The organism is Hyphobacterium vulgare (genome assembly GCF_042643335.1).
Taxonomy (GTDB): Bacteria; Pseudomonadota; Alphaproteobacteria; order Caulobacterales; family Maricaulaceae; genus Hyphobacterium; species Hyphobacterium vulgare.
The window spans coordinates 157,060-172,560 of sequence record NZ_JBHRSV010000001.1 but is presented as its reverse complement, the minus strand read 5'-3'; the positions used below and the strand labels follow the sequence as shown (position 1 = coordinate 172,560).

General features: G+C 65.1%; 11 protein-coding genes. 5 read left to right on the top strand and 6 right to left on the bottom strand.

Annotation, left to right across the window (positions count from 1 at the left end; translation table 11 throughout):
* Positions 1 to 4: 4 nt before the first annotated feature.
* Genes ACFOOR_RS00860 through ACFOOR_RS00850 form a run of 3 tightly spaced genes read right to left on the bottom strand, consistent with a single transcriptional unit; the run spans position 5 to position 3,608 of the window.
* Positions 5 to 796 (bottom strand): DUF1365 domain-containing protein, encoded by a 792-nt coding sequence (locus ACFOOR_RS00860; protein WP_343163638.1) that lies wholly within the window; start codon positions 794 to 796, stop codon positions 5 to 7.
* Positions 793 to 2,163: an NAD(P)/FAD-dependent oxidoreductase gene (locus ACFOOR_RS00855; protein ID WP_343163639.1), complete on the bottom strand. Its 1,371-nt coding sequence runs from the start codon at positions 2,161 to 2,163 to the stop codon at positions 793 to 795. The genes ACFOOR_RS00860 and ACFOOR_RS00855 overlap by 4 nt, the downstream gene beginning before the upstream one ends.
* Complete coding sequence (locus ACFOOR_RS00850) at positions 2,160 to 3,608, bottom strand: cryptochrome/photolyase family protein (protein ID WP_343163640.1); 1,449 nt, start codon at positions 3,606 to 3,608, stop codon at positions 2,160 to 2,162. Before ACFOOR_RS00850 ends, ACFOOR_RS00855 begins: the two co-directional genes overlap by 4 nt.
* A 69-nt stretch (positions 3,609 to 3,677) precedes the next feature.
* Here ACFOOR_RS00850 and kdsA point away from each other — a divergent pair, with 69 nt between their 5' ends.
* Together kdsA and rfaE2 are read left to right on the top strand one after the other, a co-directional pair.
* On the top strand, positions 3,678 to 4,550 hold the full coding sequence (gene kdsA, locus ACFOOR_RS00845) for a 3-deoxy-8-phosphooctulonate synthase (protein WP_380213537.1): 873 nt from the start codon (positions 3,678 to 3,680) through the stop codon (positions 4,548 to 4,550).
* 26 nt (positions 4,551 to 4,576) lie between these two features.
* Complete coding sequence (rfaE2, locus tag ACFOOR_RS00840) at positions 4,577 to 6,052, top strand: D-glycero-beta-D-manno-heptose 1-phosphate adenylyltransferase (protein ID WP_343163642.1); 1,476 nt, start codon at positions 4,577 to 4,579, stop codon at positions 6,050 to 6,052.
* Here rfaE2 and ACFOOR_RS00835 read toward each other — a convergent pair.
* Positions 6,049 to 7,263 (bottom strand): DUF3089 domain-containing protein, encoded by a 1,215-nt coding sequence (locus tag ACFOOR_RS00835; RefSeq protein WP_343163643.1) that lies wholly within the window; start codon positions 7,261 to 7,263, stop codon positions 6,049 to 6,051. The genes rfaE2 and ACFOOR_RS00835 overlap by 4 nt on opposite strands.
* 128 nt (positions 7,264 to 7,391) lie before the next feature.
* Here ACFOOR_RS00835 and ACFOOR_RS00830 point away from each other — a divergent pair, with 128 nt between their 5' ends.
* Positions 7,392 to 8,114, top strand: a complete 723-nt coding sequence (locus tag ACFOOR_RS00830) for a DUF502 domain-containing protein (RefSeq protein ID WP_343163644.1) — start codon at positions 7,392 to 7,394, stop codon at positions 8,112 to 8,114.
* Here the strand turns inward: ACFOOR_RS00830 and recG are convergent.
* Positions 8,098 to 10,185: an ATP-dependent DNA helicase RecG gene (gene recG / locus ACFOOR_RS00825; RefSeq protein WP_343163645.1), complete on the bottom strand. Its 2,088-nt coding sequence runs from the start codon at positions 10,183 to 10,185 to the stop codon at positions 8,098 to 8,100. The two genes, ACFOOR_RS00830 and recG, sit on opposite strands and share 17 nt — an antisense overlap.
* A 63-nt stretch (positions 10,186 to 10,248) precedes the next feature.
* Here recG and ACFOOR_RS00820 point away from each other — a divergent pair, with 63 nt between their 5' ends.
* Positions 10,249 to 10,527, top strand: coding sequence for an FAD assembly factor SdhE (locus ACFOOR_RS00820; protein ID WP_343163646.1), 279 nt, complete (start codon positions 10,249 to 10,251; stop codon positions 10,525 to 10,527).
* A complete protein-coding gene (mfd, locus tag ACFOOR_RS00815) occupies positions 10,527 to 14,012 on the top strand; it encodes a transcription-repair coupling factor (RefSeq protein WP_343163647.1) in 3,486 nt (1,161 codons plus the stop codon). The genes ACFOOR_RS00820 and mfd overlap by 1 nt, the downstream gene beginning before the upstream one ends.
* Here the strand turns inward: mfd and ACFOOR_RS00810 are convergent.
* Complete coding sequence (locus ACFOOR_RS00810) at positions 14,009 to 15,301, bottom strand: hypothetical protein (protein WP_343163648.1); 1,293 nt, start codon at positions 15,299 to 15,301, stop codon at positions 14,009 to 14,011. The two genes, mfd and ACFOOR_RS00810, sit on opposite strands and share 4 nt — an antisense overlap.
* Between the last annotated feature and the right edge of the window lie 200 nt (positions 15,302 to 15,501).

Sequence of the window (15,501 nt, the reverse complement as noted above, 5' to 3'; positions counted from 1 at the left end):
GATATTACTCCGAAACAGGCCCGGATCCAAACCGGGCAGACGTGAGCGGGCGGGCCGGCGGGGCGGGCCTGGGGTGATATCGCGCGCCCTTGAGCCACAGTTTCAGGGCCTCGAAATGGATCGCGGCGATCGTCTTGTGGGTCGAAAAAGGCTGACGCAGGAAGAGCGTCCAGATCGATTTCGACGTCGCCGGGTGGCGCAGCAGCGTCATGGATGCCGTGAAGTCTGTCTCACCGCCAACCGATTTGACGATGGACAGGCCAAGGCGGTCCTCGCCGGGTTTCAGCGAAAATCCGTACTGCCCTTCGACCCCGAAGAAGGGCGAAACGTGGAAGCTTTTCGCGGCGCGGTGATGCAGGTCGTCGCCGGTGTTGATGCGGACGCCGTAGGAGTGGGCGTCGCCGAATGTGTTGTGGACCTCGTAGAGCGCACCGCGCAGATCGCCCTCGGGGCCGTAACCCAGCCAGACCGAGATCGGGTTGAATTGATAACCGAGCACGCGAGGCTGGCAGATCAGGCGGATCGTTCCGCCTTCGAGATCAACGCCGACTTCGCCGAAACGCCTGATCGCCCAATCGCGCAGGTCGCTGCCGTCGCGCGCGCCATGATCGCCCGGATGGAAGCTGAACAGGTTGAGCTTGCCGACGCTGAACCAGCGCGACTGGCGTCCCGCCTCATCGAGACGGTCGAGATCGAGGCCGATATAGGCGATCCGGTAGCCGAAACGGTGCGTGAACGGCTTGGTCCGCGCATGCACTGTCCGGCCGGGCCAGAGCGAGAGGGCGGGGAGGGTCACTCGGCCGCGACCCAGGCCGGTGCGGCTGCCGGACCGGACGCGGTTTCCGGCCACGGACCGCCATCGACATCGCCTTCGGCGAATTGCCACGGGATCAGACCCCCGAGCTTCAAAGCGACACGCAGACCCGCACGCAGGCCGTCCTCGTGGAAGCCGTATCCGAGCCAGGCACCGGCGAACCAGACCTGCCGCCGGCCCTGAATGCGATTGAAGGTGCGTTGTGCCGCGAGGCCGGTCCGATTGAATTGCGGGTGATCGTATTCATATACGCCGAAAGTCAACGCCGGATCGGGCAGGCGATCGGGGTTGAGCGTCACATAGACGGGCGTCTGAGCCGGAATGCCCTGCAGACGGTTCATGTCATAGGTGACGCATGCCGGAGCATCCGGTTCCCGCCGGATGTAATTCCACGCTGCATGCGCCGACCTGCGATCAGGCATGAAGGACGGGTCGCGGTGCAGCGCCACGCGATTGGGGGCGTAGGGGATGGCCGACAGCAGGTCGCGTTCCTCATGGTCGGCGTCGGCCAGCATGGCAAGCGCCTGATCGCTGTGGCAGGCCAGGATGACTTCGTCATAGACCGCACTGGTGCCGTCTTCGGTGACGACGATGACCTTGCCGCTCGCGCGCCGGACTTCACGGACCGGGCTGGACAGGCGGATCCGGTCACCCAGATCGCGGCCGATGGCCTCGACATAGGTGCGGCTGCCGCCGGTGACGGTCCGCCATTGCGGGCGGTTCATGTTCATCAGGCGGTGATTCTTGAAGAAGCGGACCAGCGCGTCGGCGGGATAGTCGAGCATGCCGTCTTCGGTGGACGACCAGATCGCCGCGCCCATCGGAAGCAGGTAGTTGATGCGGAAACGCGCCCCGAAGCGGTGACGATCGAGAAAATCGCCGATGCTCAACCCGTCGAGCTGGCCCGACGCAAGTGCTGCAGGCGCGAGCTCGTTGAAGCGGAGAATGTCCCGCAACATGGCGAGATAGGTCGGTTTGACGAGGTTGCGCTTCTGCGCGAACACGCCACCGAGGCCGTTCGAACACCACTCGAACTCACCCTTCAGTGCAAATCCGAAACTCATGTCGGCTTCGGTGGAAGCGATACCGAGATGTTCAAAAAGGCCGCACAGATTGGGATAGTTCAGCGGATTGAAGACGATGAAGCCGGTATCGACCGCAATTGGCGTGCCGTCATAGTCGATGTCGACGGTGGCCGAATGACCGCCGAGCCGGGCGCGCTTTTCGTAAAGTGTCACGTCGTGACTGTCGCGCAGAGCCCATGCGGCCCCGAGACCGGCAATGCCCGAGCCGATGACGGCGATGCGTTTGCGATCGTCGGGACTTGCCAGGTTCACGAGTTCGGTCATGCGGCCTCCTTCAGGCCCTTGAAGGCCGCCAGCGCGCGGTCGCGCGCCTCTGAATGATCAATGATGGGTTCGGGATAGGTGGTGCCGAGCCTGATGCCGGCCTGTGCCAGAACGGATTCCGGCGCGGTCCACGGGGCGTGGATGTACTTCACGGGCAGCTTCGCCAGCTCCGGTACGAAGCGTTTCACATACTTGCCGTCCGGGTCGAATTTCTCGCCCTGGGTGACCGGGTTGAAGATACGGAAATAAGGGGCCGCGTCGGCGCCGGACCCGGCGACCCACTGCCAGCTGGCCGAATTGTTCGCGAGATCGGCGTCGACCAGCGTGTCCCAGAACCAGTCCTGGCCGCGCCGCCAATCGATCATCAGATCCTTGATCAGGAAGGATGCGGTGATCATCCGGACGCGGTTATGCATCGAGCCGGTCTGCCACAGCTGGCGCATGCCGGCGTCGACGATGGGGTAGCCCGTCATGCCGCGCGTCCAGGCGGAGAAGCCCGCCTCATTGTCGGCCCAGGGAAAGGCGTCAAACCTGTCCTGGTAGTTCCGGTCCGGGAAGTGCGGGAAGTGGAAGAGCAGGTTGTACGAGAATTCACGCCAACCGACCTCGGAGAGGAATTTGTCGGCATTGCGGCCTTCCGCGGCGCGGCGAGTCGCGTGCCAGACCTGACGCGGCGAGACCTCTCCCCAGTGCAGGTGCGGACTGAGGCCGCTGGTGTCGTCCCGGTCCGGCCGGTCGCGTCCGTCGGCGTAGGACGCGAGGCGTTCGTCGAGGAAGCTGGCAAGCCGCGCGCGCGCGCCGGATTCTCCGGGCGTCCAGACTTGCGTGAACCCGTTGGCCCAATCGGGCCTCGACGGTGTCAGCGCCCAATCAGCCAGATCGTCGGATGCAATCGACTTCCAGGGCTTGAGCGATTTCGGAGCCGGCAGCGGATCGGCGGGATCGATCACTTCGCGTTCCGCGCGCCAGAACGGCGTGAAGACGCGATAGGGATCGCCGGCCCTGGTCCTGATCGTCCAAGGCTCTGCGAGCAGGGCGCCGTTGAAGCTGGCCACGTCCACGCCCTTGTCCTTCAACGCGGACTTGATGGCCTCGTCGCGCGTGCGCGCGAAGGGTTCATAGCACCGGTTCCAGAAGACAGCCGATGCGCCCGTCTCCTCGACCAGCTCGGCGATCACGGTGTCCGACCGGCCGCTGCGCAGGACGAGGTGGACGCCGCAGGTTTCAAGGCTGGCGGCGAGGGCGGTCAGCGAGTGATGCAGCCACCAGCGGGATGCGCCGCCCCAACGCCACCGCCCGGGTGTGTCATCATCGAGGATGAAGACCGGGATCACCGGTTGGCCGGAATCGACGGCCTGGTGCAGGGCCGGATTGTCGCAAAGGCGCAAATCCTGCCGGAACCAGACGATTACCGGACCAGGCGAGGTGGAGGCGGATGGGGACAAGAGCGCGGGGGCCTTCTATTCTTCTTGCTCGAAATTACGTAAGAGGCCCGAAACTGGATCAGGCCGAACATGCCTGAAGGAGCCCGACCCGTGTCCGAACCCAATTCCGTCATTTCCATTCCGCGCCCCGGCCGCGATCCGCTGCAAATCGGCAATCACCTGCCACTGGTGATGATTGCAGGGCCGTGCGCGCTGGAAAGCCGGGAACATGCGCTGGACGTTTCAGGTCAACTCCGGGAGATCGCCGACCGCCTCGGTATCGGCCTCATCTACAAGACATCGTTCGACAAGGCGAACCGGACGAGCCTGTCGAGCGCGCGCGGCATCGGTCTGGAAAATGCTCTGCCGATCTTCCGTGAAATCCGCGAGACATCCGGGTTGCCGGTTCTCACCGACGTCCACACCGCCGAGCAGTGCGCGATCGCGGCGCAGGCCGTCGACGTGCTGCAGATCCCGGCCTTCCTTTGCCGGCAGACCGATCTGCTCATCGCCGCGGCGGAAACCGGCAAGCCGGTGAATGTGAAGAAAGGCCAGTTCCTGGCACCTTGGGACATGAAGAATGTCGTGTCCAAACTTACCGGGGCGGGCAATCCGAACGTGATGGCGTGCGAGCGCGGTGTCAGCTTCGGTTACAACACGCTGGTGTCCGACATGCGCGCGATCCCGATCATGCGCGATATCGGCTGCCCCATCGTGTTTGACGCGACCCATTCCGTGCAGCAACCCGGCGGGCAGGGCGGCACCAGCGGCGGTCAGCGCGAATTCGTGCCCACGCTCGCGACCGCCGCGGTCTCGATCGGTGTTGCGGCCGTGTTCATGGAAACCCATCCGGACCCGGCCAATGCGCCCTCGGACGGGCCGAACATGGTCCCCCTCAACGAATTTGAAAGCCTCGTTGGCCGACTGATGGAATTCGACGCGCTCGCCAAGAAGCGCGCCTGACCCGAATCCGGGGCGAGGGGCCGGTCATGGATATCGCCGAATTGTCGGAATTGTTCGACCGCGTGAAGGGACTGAACGTCCTGTGCGTCGGCGACATCGTGCTGGATCAGTTCATCTATGGCGACACGAACCGCGTCTCGCGCGAAGCGCCTGTTCCCGTGCTTGAGGAACGGCGCCGGGAGCGCATGCTGGGCGCGGCCGGCAATGTCGTGCGCAATGTGCGCGCGCTCGGCGCGACGCCCATTCCCGTGGCGCTCGTCGGCGACGATGCCGAAGGTCAGGCGCTGCTCGAACTGATCGAGACGGAAGGTGTCAGCCGGGATCACCTGATCATCGAGGCCGGGCGCCGGACCGCCATGAAGACGCGTTTCGTGTCGGGGGGGCACCAGATGCTGTGCGTCGACCGCGATCCGCTTCCGGGCGGGGAGAGCGACACCGAGACGCGCCTGATCGCCGCCATCGAAGCTGCCGCCGGTGAGGCCGACGTCGCGATCCTGTCCGATTACGGACGCGGACTGGTATCGCGTCGGGTGTCCCAGGCGCTGATCGCGGTGTGCCGCGCCAAGGGTATCCCGGTCTGTGTCGATCCGCGCGGGCGGGACTATACCCGATATGACGGGGCCACGGTGATCAAGCCGAACGCGCTCGAACTGTCCGAGGAATGCGGTCACACGGTTTCAACCGATGACGAGGCGCTCGACGGGCTGGCCTGCGTGATGGCGCGGCTCGAGCGGACGGAGAACCTGATCGTCACCCGGTCGGCGCTCGGCATGACGGCGCTTGGCTGCGATGGAAGCTGGATACATGTCCGGTCCCGGCCGCGTCCGGTCTATGATGTTTCCGGCGCAGGTGATACGGCACTTTCCATGCTTTCACTTGCGCTTGGCGCAGGGTCTTCACTTGAAACCGCAATGCGGGCTGCCGATCTCGCCGCAGGTCTGGTCGTGACCAAGGTGGGTACGGCGACGGTCACCGCTGACGAGGTGCTCGCCGAGGAGCGGATGCGCGAGTCCGGCGAGGCGAGCGCCAAGCTGCGGTCCCGGCAATCGGTTGCCGAAGCGGCGGCGCGCTGGAAGGCGATGGGGTTGAAGGTCGGGTTCACCAACGGGTGTTTCGACCTGATCCACCCGGGCCATGTCTCGCTATTGAAACAGGCACGCGCCGAATGCGATCGCCTGATTGTCGGGCTGAATTCGGATTCATCCGTGCGGCGCCTGAAAGGCCCCGAACGTCCGGTCAATAACGAGGTCTCGCGCGCGATTGTCCTCGGCTCTCTGGAATCGGTCGACCAGATCGTCGTGTTCGATGAAGACACGCCCGCCGATCTCATCGAGGCGATCAAGCCCGACGTCTATGTGAAGGGTGCGGATTACACGATCGATCAGCTCAGGCCGCTCGGCGGCGAGGCGGTCCTGCGCCATGGCGGCCGGATCCACCTCGCGCAGCTGGAAGACGGGCATTCCACGACGGCGATGATCCGCCGGTCGCGCGGCGTCGACTAACCGCCCCGGCCGCGACCTTCGATCGGGCGCACGGGCGCATCCTCGATCTCTTCAGGGGCTTCCAGCGGCGGCGCGTATAGACGTTCGTTCGCGAGGGTTTCGACCAGGGTTCCCGTGCGGCGCGCGGCATCCAGTCTCAGATCCTCATAGAACAGGTTGAACGGCGGAATGCGGAATGTCTCGCCGAGACGGTCCGGCCGGCGCAGGGCGGGTGAGTTCGGTTGTTCGGTCATCAGAACACCGTCGACGCATTGCGCGCCGGTCTGCCCGGTCTGGATCGGGGGCAGGGTGTCGCCCTCGATGCCTTCAGCGGCTGCACCGCCCCGGTGCAATCTCGCGGGTGCGAAGTCGATCGACCGTGTTCCGAGGATTGGATTGACGCAGAGCAGACCCCGGCCAAGGGTCAGACCAAGCCGCCCGTCTGGCGACCAGGTCTGACTGCGTTCGGTAATGATGCGCAGGCGCGAGTCTTCTTCCGGACGGGCCGAAGAATAGGCGATCACGCATCGGATCGAGTCCGGCGCCAGACACGGCGCAAGGGATGACAGCCGATCAGAAAAGAGTTCGAGGGCCACCGGCGTTTCCAGCAGATAGGCCGCAATCAGGCGTTGGCGCAGATCGTCAGACGGCGCGACACGCTCGATCAGCACGTAAGCGGCGTGAAGGCCGCCCTGGCCGACGCCGGCAATGAGAAAGGGGCGGTCGTCGCCGATGTCGCTGAGAAAGACATCAAAGGCGCGAAGAACGTCCCGGGCGGCAAACTCCCGGGCGAGAACGCTGTCCTCGCGATTGTTCATGAAGGTGTAGAGCGCGGCCTGGCGATAACGTGGCACGAAAAGCGGACCGATCTCGCGGAATGGTCCGGCAAAGTTCGGTATCTGCACATGGGTCACGCCATCCGCCGCGGCGATGTCGTCCAGCGGTGCGTTCCAGTCCGAACCGCCGTTGAACGTCGTGCCGTGAACGAAGAAGACCGCGGGTTGCTCTCCCGCGACCGGCGGGCGCAGATACCACCCGTCTGCCGCGGCATAGTCCGCAGCCTCTGGCGGTGTGTAGGTCTGGTAGGGTTCGCCGGGATCGAGCAGCGACTGGAATATCTGGTGACGTGAAAACCAGATGGCGAGCGCGAGAAGGAGCACGAGGAGGGCGATAGCCGTCGTCAGCAGCCACCTTGTCAGTCCGGATAACCGCTGCTTGCGGAAGATTGCCATGGGCCACTCCTCATTCGCGTTTTCAAGCGTTTGCTTGCGGTGTGCGGCCATATTAGGGCCACACACCTACCGCGCTATGCCGTGGCGCGATAGATTGCAGCCGCGCTGCCCCGGAGGCCGAGTCGCTCGTGTTTCGCTGGCTCAGAAACAGTTTCCTTACTGGAGTTGTCGTCGCCCTTCCTGTCACGGTGACGATATGGCTGATCTATGCCTTCGTGAACTTCGTCGACCAGACGGTGAAGCCGCTGATCCCGGAGCGCTACAATCCGGAAAGCTATCTTCCGTTTGCGATCCCGGGTCTGGGCGTTGTCATCGCGGTGATCGCGCTGACCCTGCTCGGCGCACTCGCGGCCAATATCTTCGGCCGGACGCTGATCGATGTCGGCGAGCGGATTCTCAATACCGTTCCGTTGGTCCGGAATGTCTATGGCGCGGTGAAGCAGATCGCGACGACGATCTTTTCGGACCGCCAGAACTCGTTCAAGGAAGTCGTCCTGGTCGAGTTTCCGACCAAGGGGTCCTATGCGGTCGGCTTTGTGACGGCACCCGCCCGCGGCGAAGTGAAAAAAGGCGTGGGCGAGGACACGATCGGCATTTTCGTGCCGACGACGCCGAACCCGACTTCCGGCTTCCTGCTCTACACACCGCGCAACCGTGTGACCCCGCTTTCGATGAGTGTCGAGGAAGCTGCCAAGCTGATCATCTCCTTCGGCCTGGTGAGTCCGGAAATGATGGGTCTCTCACCCGACGCGACCGCCGAGGCCATCGCGGCGGAAATGACCGGAAAGACGCCGCGCGGCCAGGGTCGCGGAGATGCGAAACCCCCGGCCGATCCTAGCCAGAGCGAATGAGCCTGATGCCCTGTTCGCGCTCGAACAGGTAGAGCAGGATGCGGCGGGCGTCGGCCCTCGGACCGGTGAAGTCGGGATCGGTCGTCACCGCCATCTTCGCGGCGTCGTGGGCGAGATTGATCAGGTCGGCGTGGTCGGCCAGATCCGCGAGGCGATAGTCCGGCAGACCGCTCTGGCGCAGTCCGAGCGGGTCGCCCATCCCGCGCAGTTTCCAGTCTTCCTCGGCAATGCGGAATCCGTCTTCGGTTTCGCGCATGATTTCGAGACGCGCTTTCGCGGTCTCGCCAAGCGGGCCGCGATAGAGCAGAAGACAGGTCGACTTGCGATCTCCGCGACCCACCCGGCCGCGCAGCTGGTGCAGCTGGGCGAGACCGAAGCGTTCGGCGTGTTCGATCACCATGATCGTCGCGTCTGGCGCATCGACACCGACTTCGATCACGGTCGTGGCGACGAGGACGGCGGTCCTGCCTTCGCGAAACGCGACGGCTGCGGCTTCCTTGTCCTTCGGCTTCATGCGGCCGTGAACCAGGCCGACGCGCGCCTCGCCGAAAATAGCCGATAGCTGCGCATGCCGGTCTTCGGCGGCGGACAGGTCGCTGGTCTCGCTCTCCGCGACGAGCGGGCAGACCCAGTAGACGCGCTCGCCTCGTGACATGGCGCGGTCGACACCTTCGATCACCTCGTCGAGGCGGTCCATCGACACCAGGCGCGTGTCGATCGGCCGGCGGCCGACCGGCTTCTCGTCAAGCCGTGACACGTCGAGATCGCCGTAAAGGGCAAGGGTGACGGTCCGCGGAATCGGCGTGGCGGTCATGACGAGCGTATCGGGACGCTGCCCCTTGGCGGAGAGCCGCAGACGGTCCGATACGCCGAAGCGGTGTTGTTCATCGATGACGGCAAGCCCCAGATCCGCCATCTCGACGCCTTCCTGGAAGAGGGCGTGCGTGCCGCAGATCACATCGATTTCGCCGGTCCGAAGCCGTTCCAGAATATCAGCGCGGACCTTGCCCTTGTCGCGGCCGGTCAGCGCCTCGACCGTCAGCCCGGCCGGTTCAAGCAGCGGGCGCAGCGTCTTCAGATGTTGCCGGGCGAGGATTTCGGTGGGGGCCATGATCGCGGTCTGCGCGCCGCTCTCGGCGGCCCGCGCGGCGGCGAGGGCGGCGACGAAGGTCTTGCCGGCGCCGACATCGCCATGCAGCAGGCGCGTCATGCGGTCCGGTGCCGCCATGTCCCGGGCGATCTCGGCGAAGGCTCGCTCCTGCGCGCCCGTCGGCGGGAAGGGCGCGTTGTCGAGCACGGCCCGGACCTTCGAATTGTCGCCCGAAAGCGCGCGGCCGCGATTGCGCTTTCGATGGGCGCGGGCGAGCTGCAGCGTCAGCTGCCAGGCAAACAATTCGTCGAAGGCGAGACGGCGGCGCACCGGTGTTTGCGGGTCGATGTCGGCCTCCCCCTCGGGGGCATGGAGCGCCGTGATCGCCGGCTTCCAGTCCGGCCAGCCCTGGCCGGCAGAGACCTGCGGGTCGATCCATTCGGGCAGGGCTGGCAGATCCTTCAACGCGGCCGAAATCGCCTTGCGCAGCAATTTCGGGCTCAGTCCGGCCGTCATCGGATAGACCGGTTCGATCGGCGGTGCGCTGCGGGCGTCCTCGACCGTCATGACGAGGTCGGGATGCGTGATCTGGTACTCGCCGCCGAACCGCTCGATCTTGCCGGAAACCACACGGCGCTCCCCGGGGGGTAGGGCTTTCTTCAGCCAGTCGGTCCGCGGATGAAAATAGGTCAGGTGCAGGAAGCCGCTGTCGTCCGACATCCGCACCTTGTAGGGCCGGAAACTGCCGCGCGGTGCGGGAATGTGTTCGTCCACCACCGCCTCGATCGTGACGACATGGCCTTCAGGCGCCTCGGTGATCCGCGAGCGCAGGCTTCGGTCGATCACGCCGACCGGTTTGTGGAAGAGCAGATCCTTGACATGCGGGCCGGCCAGCCTTGCGATCAGCTTGGCCATGCGCGGCCCGATCCCGGGGAGGGATTCGACGGTTCTGAAGAGCGGAAAGAGAATCTCCGGGCGCATGGCTGCACGATGGGGCAGACGAACGCTTCACGCCAGCGCGTGGGCGGCCTATATCGCGGCCCCATGACCGATGATCTCACCCCGATGCGCAAGAAGCTGTTGTTCCGCGCGGAACATCGCGGATTCAAGGAAGCCGATATCGTGATCGGCGGTTTCGTCCGCTCGCGCCTCGACACGCTGGACCGGGACGGGCTCGAAGCGCTCGAACTGCTTCTCGGCGCGCCGGACCAGGAACTCTATGCCTGGATCATGGAGCGCGAGGCCGTGCCGGCCGAACGCGATGCCTCTCTGATCGCCGATATTCGCCGTTTCGTGGCCGAAGGCGGAGCCAAACAGCTCTGATGACCGTCATCGAGCAAATTGGCGGCGCGCCGGGGGCGCTGACGGTCGGGGAAGTCCCCGAAGGATACGACGCGCTCGTATTCGGCGATGCCCTGAGGCAGCGCGGCGGAGTCGGCCTGTTCATCTGCCGCGACGGGTCGCGTGTCGCCGCATTCGAAGCGGCTTGCCACTTTTTCGCTCCCGACATGGACGTGCTGGTTCTGCCGGCCTGGGACTGTCAGCCCTATGACCGGGTCTCGCCTGCGCCGCGCGTGGCCTCGACCCGCGCCGCGGTGCTGGCGCGGCTGGCGAACCGCAAGTCCGGCGACCGGTCGCCGCTGATCGTCATTTCCTCTGTGAACGGCGCGATGCAGCGCGCCGCGCCGCGCGCGGTCATGTCGGGTGCCGGATTCCGGGCCCGGCCCGGCGAGATCGTGGAGCAGGAAAAGCTCCGCGCCTATTTCGCAAGCAATGGCTATTCGCGTGTGTCCACCGTCATGGAACCGGGCGACTACGCGATCCGGGGCGGGGTGATCGACGCCTTTCCGCCGGGCGCGGAGGAGCCGGTCCGTCTCGACTTCTTCGGGGATTCTCTGGAATCGGTCCGCTCTTTCGACCCGGAAAGCCAGCGCAGCCTGAAACAACTGAAGGAAGCCGCGTTCAACCCGGTCAGTGAAGTCTTCCTGTCCGAGGCGAGCATATCCCGCTTCCGGTCCGGCTGGCTCAAGACGTTCGGCGCTGCGACCTCTGGTGACTCCGTCTATCACGCCGTCAGCGAAGGGGTTCGCGCGGCGGGAGTGGAACATTGGCTGCCCCTGTTTCACGAGCGGCTCGAAACCCTCTTCGACTATGCCGGGCCGGAGGCGCTGGTGGGGCTCGATGCGCTCGCGTTGGACGCGATCGACGAGCGCTGGACGCAGATCCGGGACTATTACGCGGCACGGAAGAATGCACCCGAAGGACCGAAGACCGGCATGCTGGCGAACACGGTCTACCGGCCGCTGTCTCCGGACGGCCTGTATCTGCCCCCGGACGACCTGAAGGCCCGTCTGGCAGAGCGTGATGTCCGGCATTTCTCCGGTTTTGCCGATCCGGGCGCACATGCCGTCAATCTGGGCGCGCATCAGGGGCGAATCTTCGCCGCCGAACGCACCGCCGGTTCGAATGTGTTCGAAGCGGCGAAGGATCACATTTCCGGCCTGCGTCAGTCCGGGCACCTCGTGATTCTGGCGAGCTGGTCGGAAGGCGCGTCGGACCGGCTCGGCAGCGTGCTCACCGATCACGGGCTCACCGGGATCGAAGCCATCGCCGATTATCGCGGCGTCACGGCGATGGCGAGGACAGGCGTTGCGCGGGCGGTCTTCCCGCTGGAACGGGGCTTCGTCACCGGCGGCCTCGCCATCCTGTCCGAGCAGGACATTCTCGGCGACCGGCTGGCGCGGCCGCAGAAACGGCGCAAGTCGGCCGATGTGATCCTGCAGGCCGGCTCGTTGTCGGTCGGCGATCTGGTCGTGCATGTCGATCACGGTCTCGGTCGGTATCTGGGTCTGAAGACGCTCGACGTTCAGCAGGCGCCGCACGATTGCCTCGAACTGGAATATTCCGGCGGATCGAAGCTGTTCCTGCCGGTCGAGAATATCGAACTGCTCAGCCGGTACGGTGCCGAGAGCGAAGGGGTCCAGCTCGATCGTCTCGGCGGGGCCGCCTGGCAGGCGCGCAAGGCCAAGGCCAAGAAGCGCCTGCGCGACATGGCGGACCAGTTGATCCGTATCGCGGCGGAACGCCATTCGCGCAAGGTCGATGCGATTGACCCGCCGAGCGGTGTCTATGACGAGTTTGCGGCCGGATTCCCGTTCGCGGAAACCGATGACCAGCTCAACGCCATCTCCGATGTATTCGACGACCTGACCAAGGGCCGGCCGATGGACCGGCTGATCTGCGGCGATGTCGGCTTCGGCAAGACCGAGGTCGCGCTTCGCGCCGCCTTCGTCGTGGCGATGAGCGGGCGGCAGGTTGCGGTCGTGGCGCCGACGACGCTGCTGGCGCGGCAGCACTACAAGACCTTCGAGGAACGCTTCCGGGGCTGGCCGGTGAAGGTGCGCCGCCTGTCACGCCTGGTTCCGGCCAAGGAGGCGGCGGCAACGCGAGAGGAACTGGAAGCCGGTCAGGCCGACATCGTGATCGGCACGCATGCCGTCCTGTCGCAGTCGGTGAATTTCAAGGATCTCGGCTTGCTGATCGTCGACGAGGAGCAGCATTTCGGCGTCAAGCACAAGGAACGCCTGAAGGAAATGCGCGCCGAGGTTCACGTGCTGACGCTGACGGCGACGCCGATCCCGCGCACGCTGCAACTGGCGCTGACGGGCATTCGAGATCTGTCGATCATCGCGACCCCGCCGGTCGACCGGCTGGCCGTGCGCACCTATATCGCGCCCTTCGATCCGGTGACGATCCGCGAAGCCCTGCTGCGCGAGAAATATCGCGGCGGTCAGGCCTATTTCGTGGTGCCGCGGATTTCCGATCTCGGCGACGTTTCGGAATTTCTGCGCGAACAGGTGCCGGAGGTCAGCTTCGTCACGGCGCACGGTCAGATGGCGCCAAGCCAGCTGGAGGACATCATGACCGCCTTCTACGAAGGCCGGTACGATGTGCTGCTGTCGACGACGATCGTCGAATCCGGACTGGATATCCCGACTGCGAACACGCTTGTGATCCACCGGGCGGACCGGTTCGGCCTGTCGCAGCTGTATCAGTTGCGTGGCCGCGTCGGCCGATCAAAAGTCCGCGCCTTCGCCTACATGACCACTCCGGTGAACCAGACGATTACCGGCGGGGCGCTGAAACGCCTGGAAGTGCTGCAGTCACTCGACTCGCTCGGGGCCGGTTTCACGCTTGCCTCGCACGATCTCGATCTGCGCGGCGGCGGCAATCTGCTGGGTGAGGAACAGTCCGGCCATATCCGGGATGTCGGTGTCGAGCTCTACCAGTCCATGCTGGAGGAAGCGGTCGCCTCGATCCGCGGAGAGGACGAGGTCAGTGACGGGGAATGGTCGCCAGCGATCAATGCCGGCGCCTCCGTGCTGATCCCCGAAGACTACGTCACCGATCTCGATGTCCGGCTCGGGCTCTACCGCCGCTTGTCGGGCCTCGAGACGCGCGACGAACGCGAAGCGTTTGCGGCGGAGCTGATCGACCGGTTCGGGCCATTGCCCGACGAGGTGAACCAGCTTCTGAAGATCATGGCGATCAAGACGCTGTGCAAGGTCGCCGGTGTCGCCAAGGTCGACGCCGGACCAAAGGGCGCCGTCGTTGGCTTCCGCAATGACGCGTTTGCCGACCCGGCCGGCCTTGTCCAGCTGATGGCGAAAAGCCCCGAAGATTTCCGCGTCCGTCCCGACCAGAAACTGGTCCTGGTCGGCGACTGGCCGACGCCGGACGCGCGTCTGAAAGGACTGGAGCGCGGCCTGTCGCGCCTAGCCGATCTGGCACGGCGGGTCGCGGTCTAGACGGCCTTCGTCTTCGGCAAACCGAGCTGGCGCTGCGTGCGTTCGATCAGGGCTTCTGCGGTTTCCGCGCCGCGCGCCTCTGATGTTCCCGTTTCAACGGTCAGGCGGAAGGCCTTCAGCGGATCGTCGCCCTCGAAGGCCGTGCATTCGGCTATTGCCCGAATGCGTTCGGCCACGCTGTCGGCCCCGTCGAGATGGGTGCAGGGCAGGATGGCGGCATAGACATCGTTCGACATCGCGACCGGGCAGTCTTCCGCGCGCAGAAGATGCCGGAGCATTGACGCGAACTGGATCCGCGCCGACCGGATCGCCGCATCCGATTGCGCTTCCGACGGCGCGCCGAGCCGCATCAGCACCAGACCTGTCGGTCGATGTGCCTTCTCCCCGGCGTTCAGAAGATCCTGCAGATGGGCAAGGCCGAAGCGCGCCTTGAACAGGCCGGAGTCGGCATCGAGGGTCTTGCTGGCCCGGCAGGCATCAAGTTGGGCCCTGGCCTTGCGGCGGCGCTGGCGTTCACTGGCGAGACGCAGGACTCGCTCGCGAATCTCGGTCTCGTCAGCGTCCCACGGCAGAATATCCGATACGCCGCGCGCGAACGCTTCGTCGGCTTCTTCCTGCCGGTTGCTGCGCGACAGCAGAAGCACCGGGGTGTGATAGAGGCGCGCATTGCGGCGCATGGCCGACGATATCGTGAACGCCATTTCCTGCCGCGTGGTGGCATTGAGGACCACGGCGTCAAAGGCGCGCTCGTGCAGATAATCAAATGCCGAATAGCTGGAGAACGCCGCGACGACGTCGGCGTCCGCGCGCGACAGGGCATGGCGCAGGTCGAGGAAACGGGTCGTCGCCTCGCCGACGAACAACACGGTGGGCCGGCCCGAATCGTCCGGTACGGCAAAGTCACCATGACCAAAGACTTCTGCAGCGGCGCGGCGCCGGCGGACAATGTCTTCCATGACTTTCAGGCGAACGAGCGCGCGCAGCCGGGATGCAATCTGGTTCGCGGCTGCCGGCGGGCGCAGCCAGGCATCAAGTCCATCGGGCACATCCGTTCCGTCGGCGATCGCCAGACGGGGAACGTGGCGCGATGGCGACGCATTGATCTGATCGATCACCGGACCGAGGCGGTCTATCTCATCGTCCACCATGAGAATGGCATCGAAATTGGTCGTGTTCAGCGGTCCCGCGTCGCCCTTCCAGTTACGGGTCCGGATATCGAGGCGCGACAGATCGGGCAGCGATGCTTCGCCGTTACCATCGAACACGAGAATGTCGAGGATGCGCGCCAATCCGACCCCCAGGGAAATGCGCCAGGACGCTGCACAGTGTCACATTCATGTCGCGACGAAAACACCGTTTGCGGACGGCGCGCGGGATCAATGCTGAACGAAACCGTTCATCCGCCGTTCAACGCCGATTTGTCATACCCCGTTTCGAGACCGGCGGAATTTTCGTCCCTCGCACCTCCGCCGCCTCATCGGCATGACGC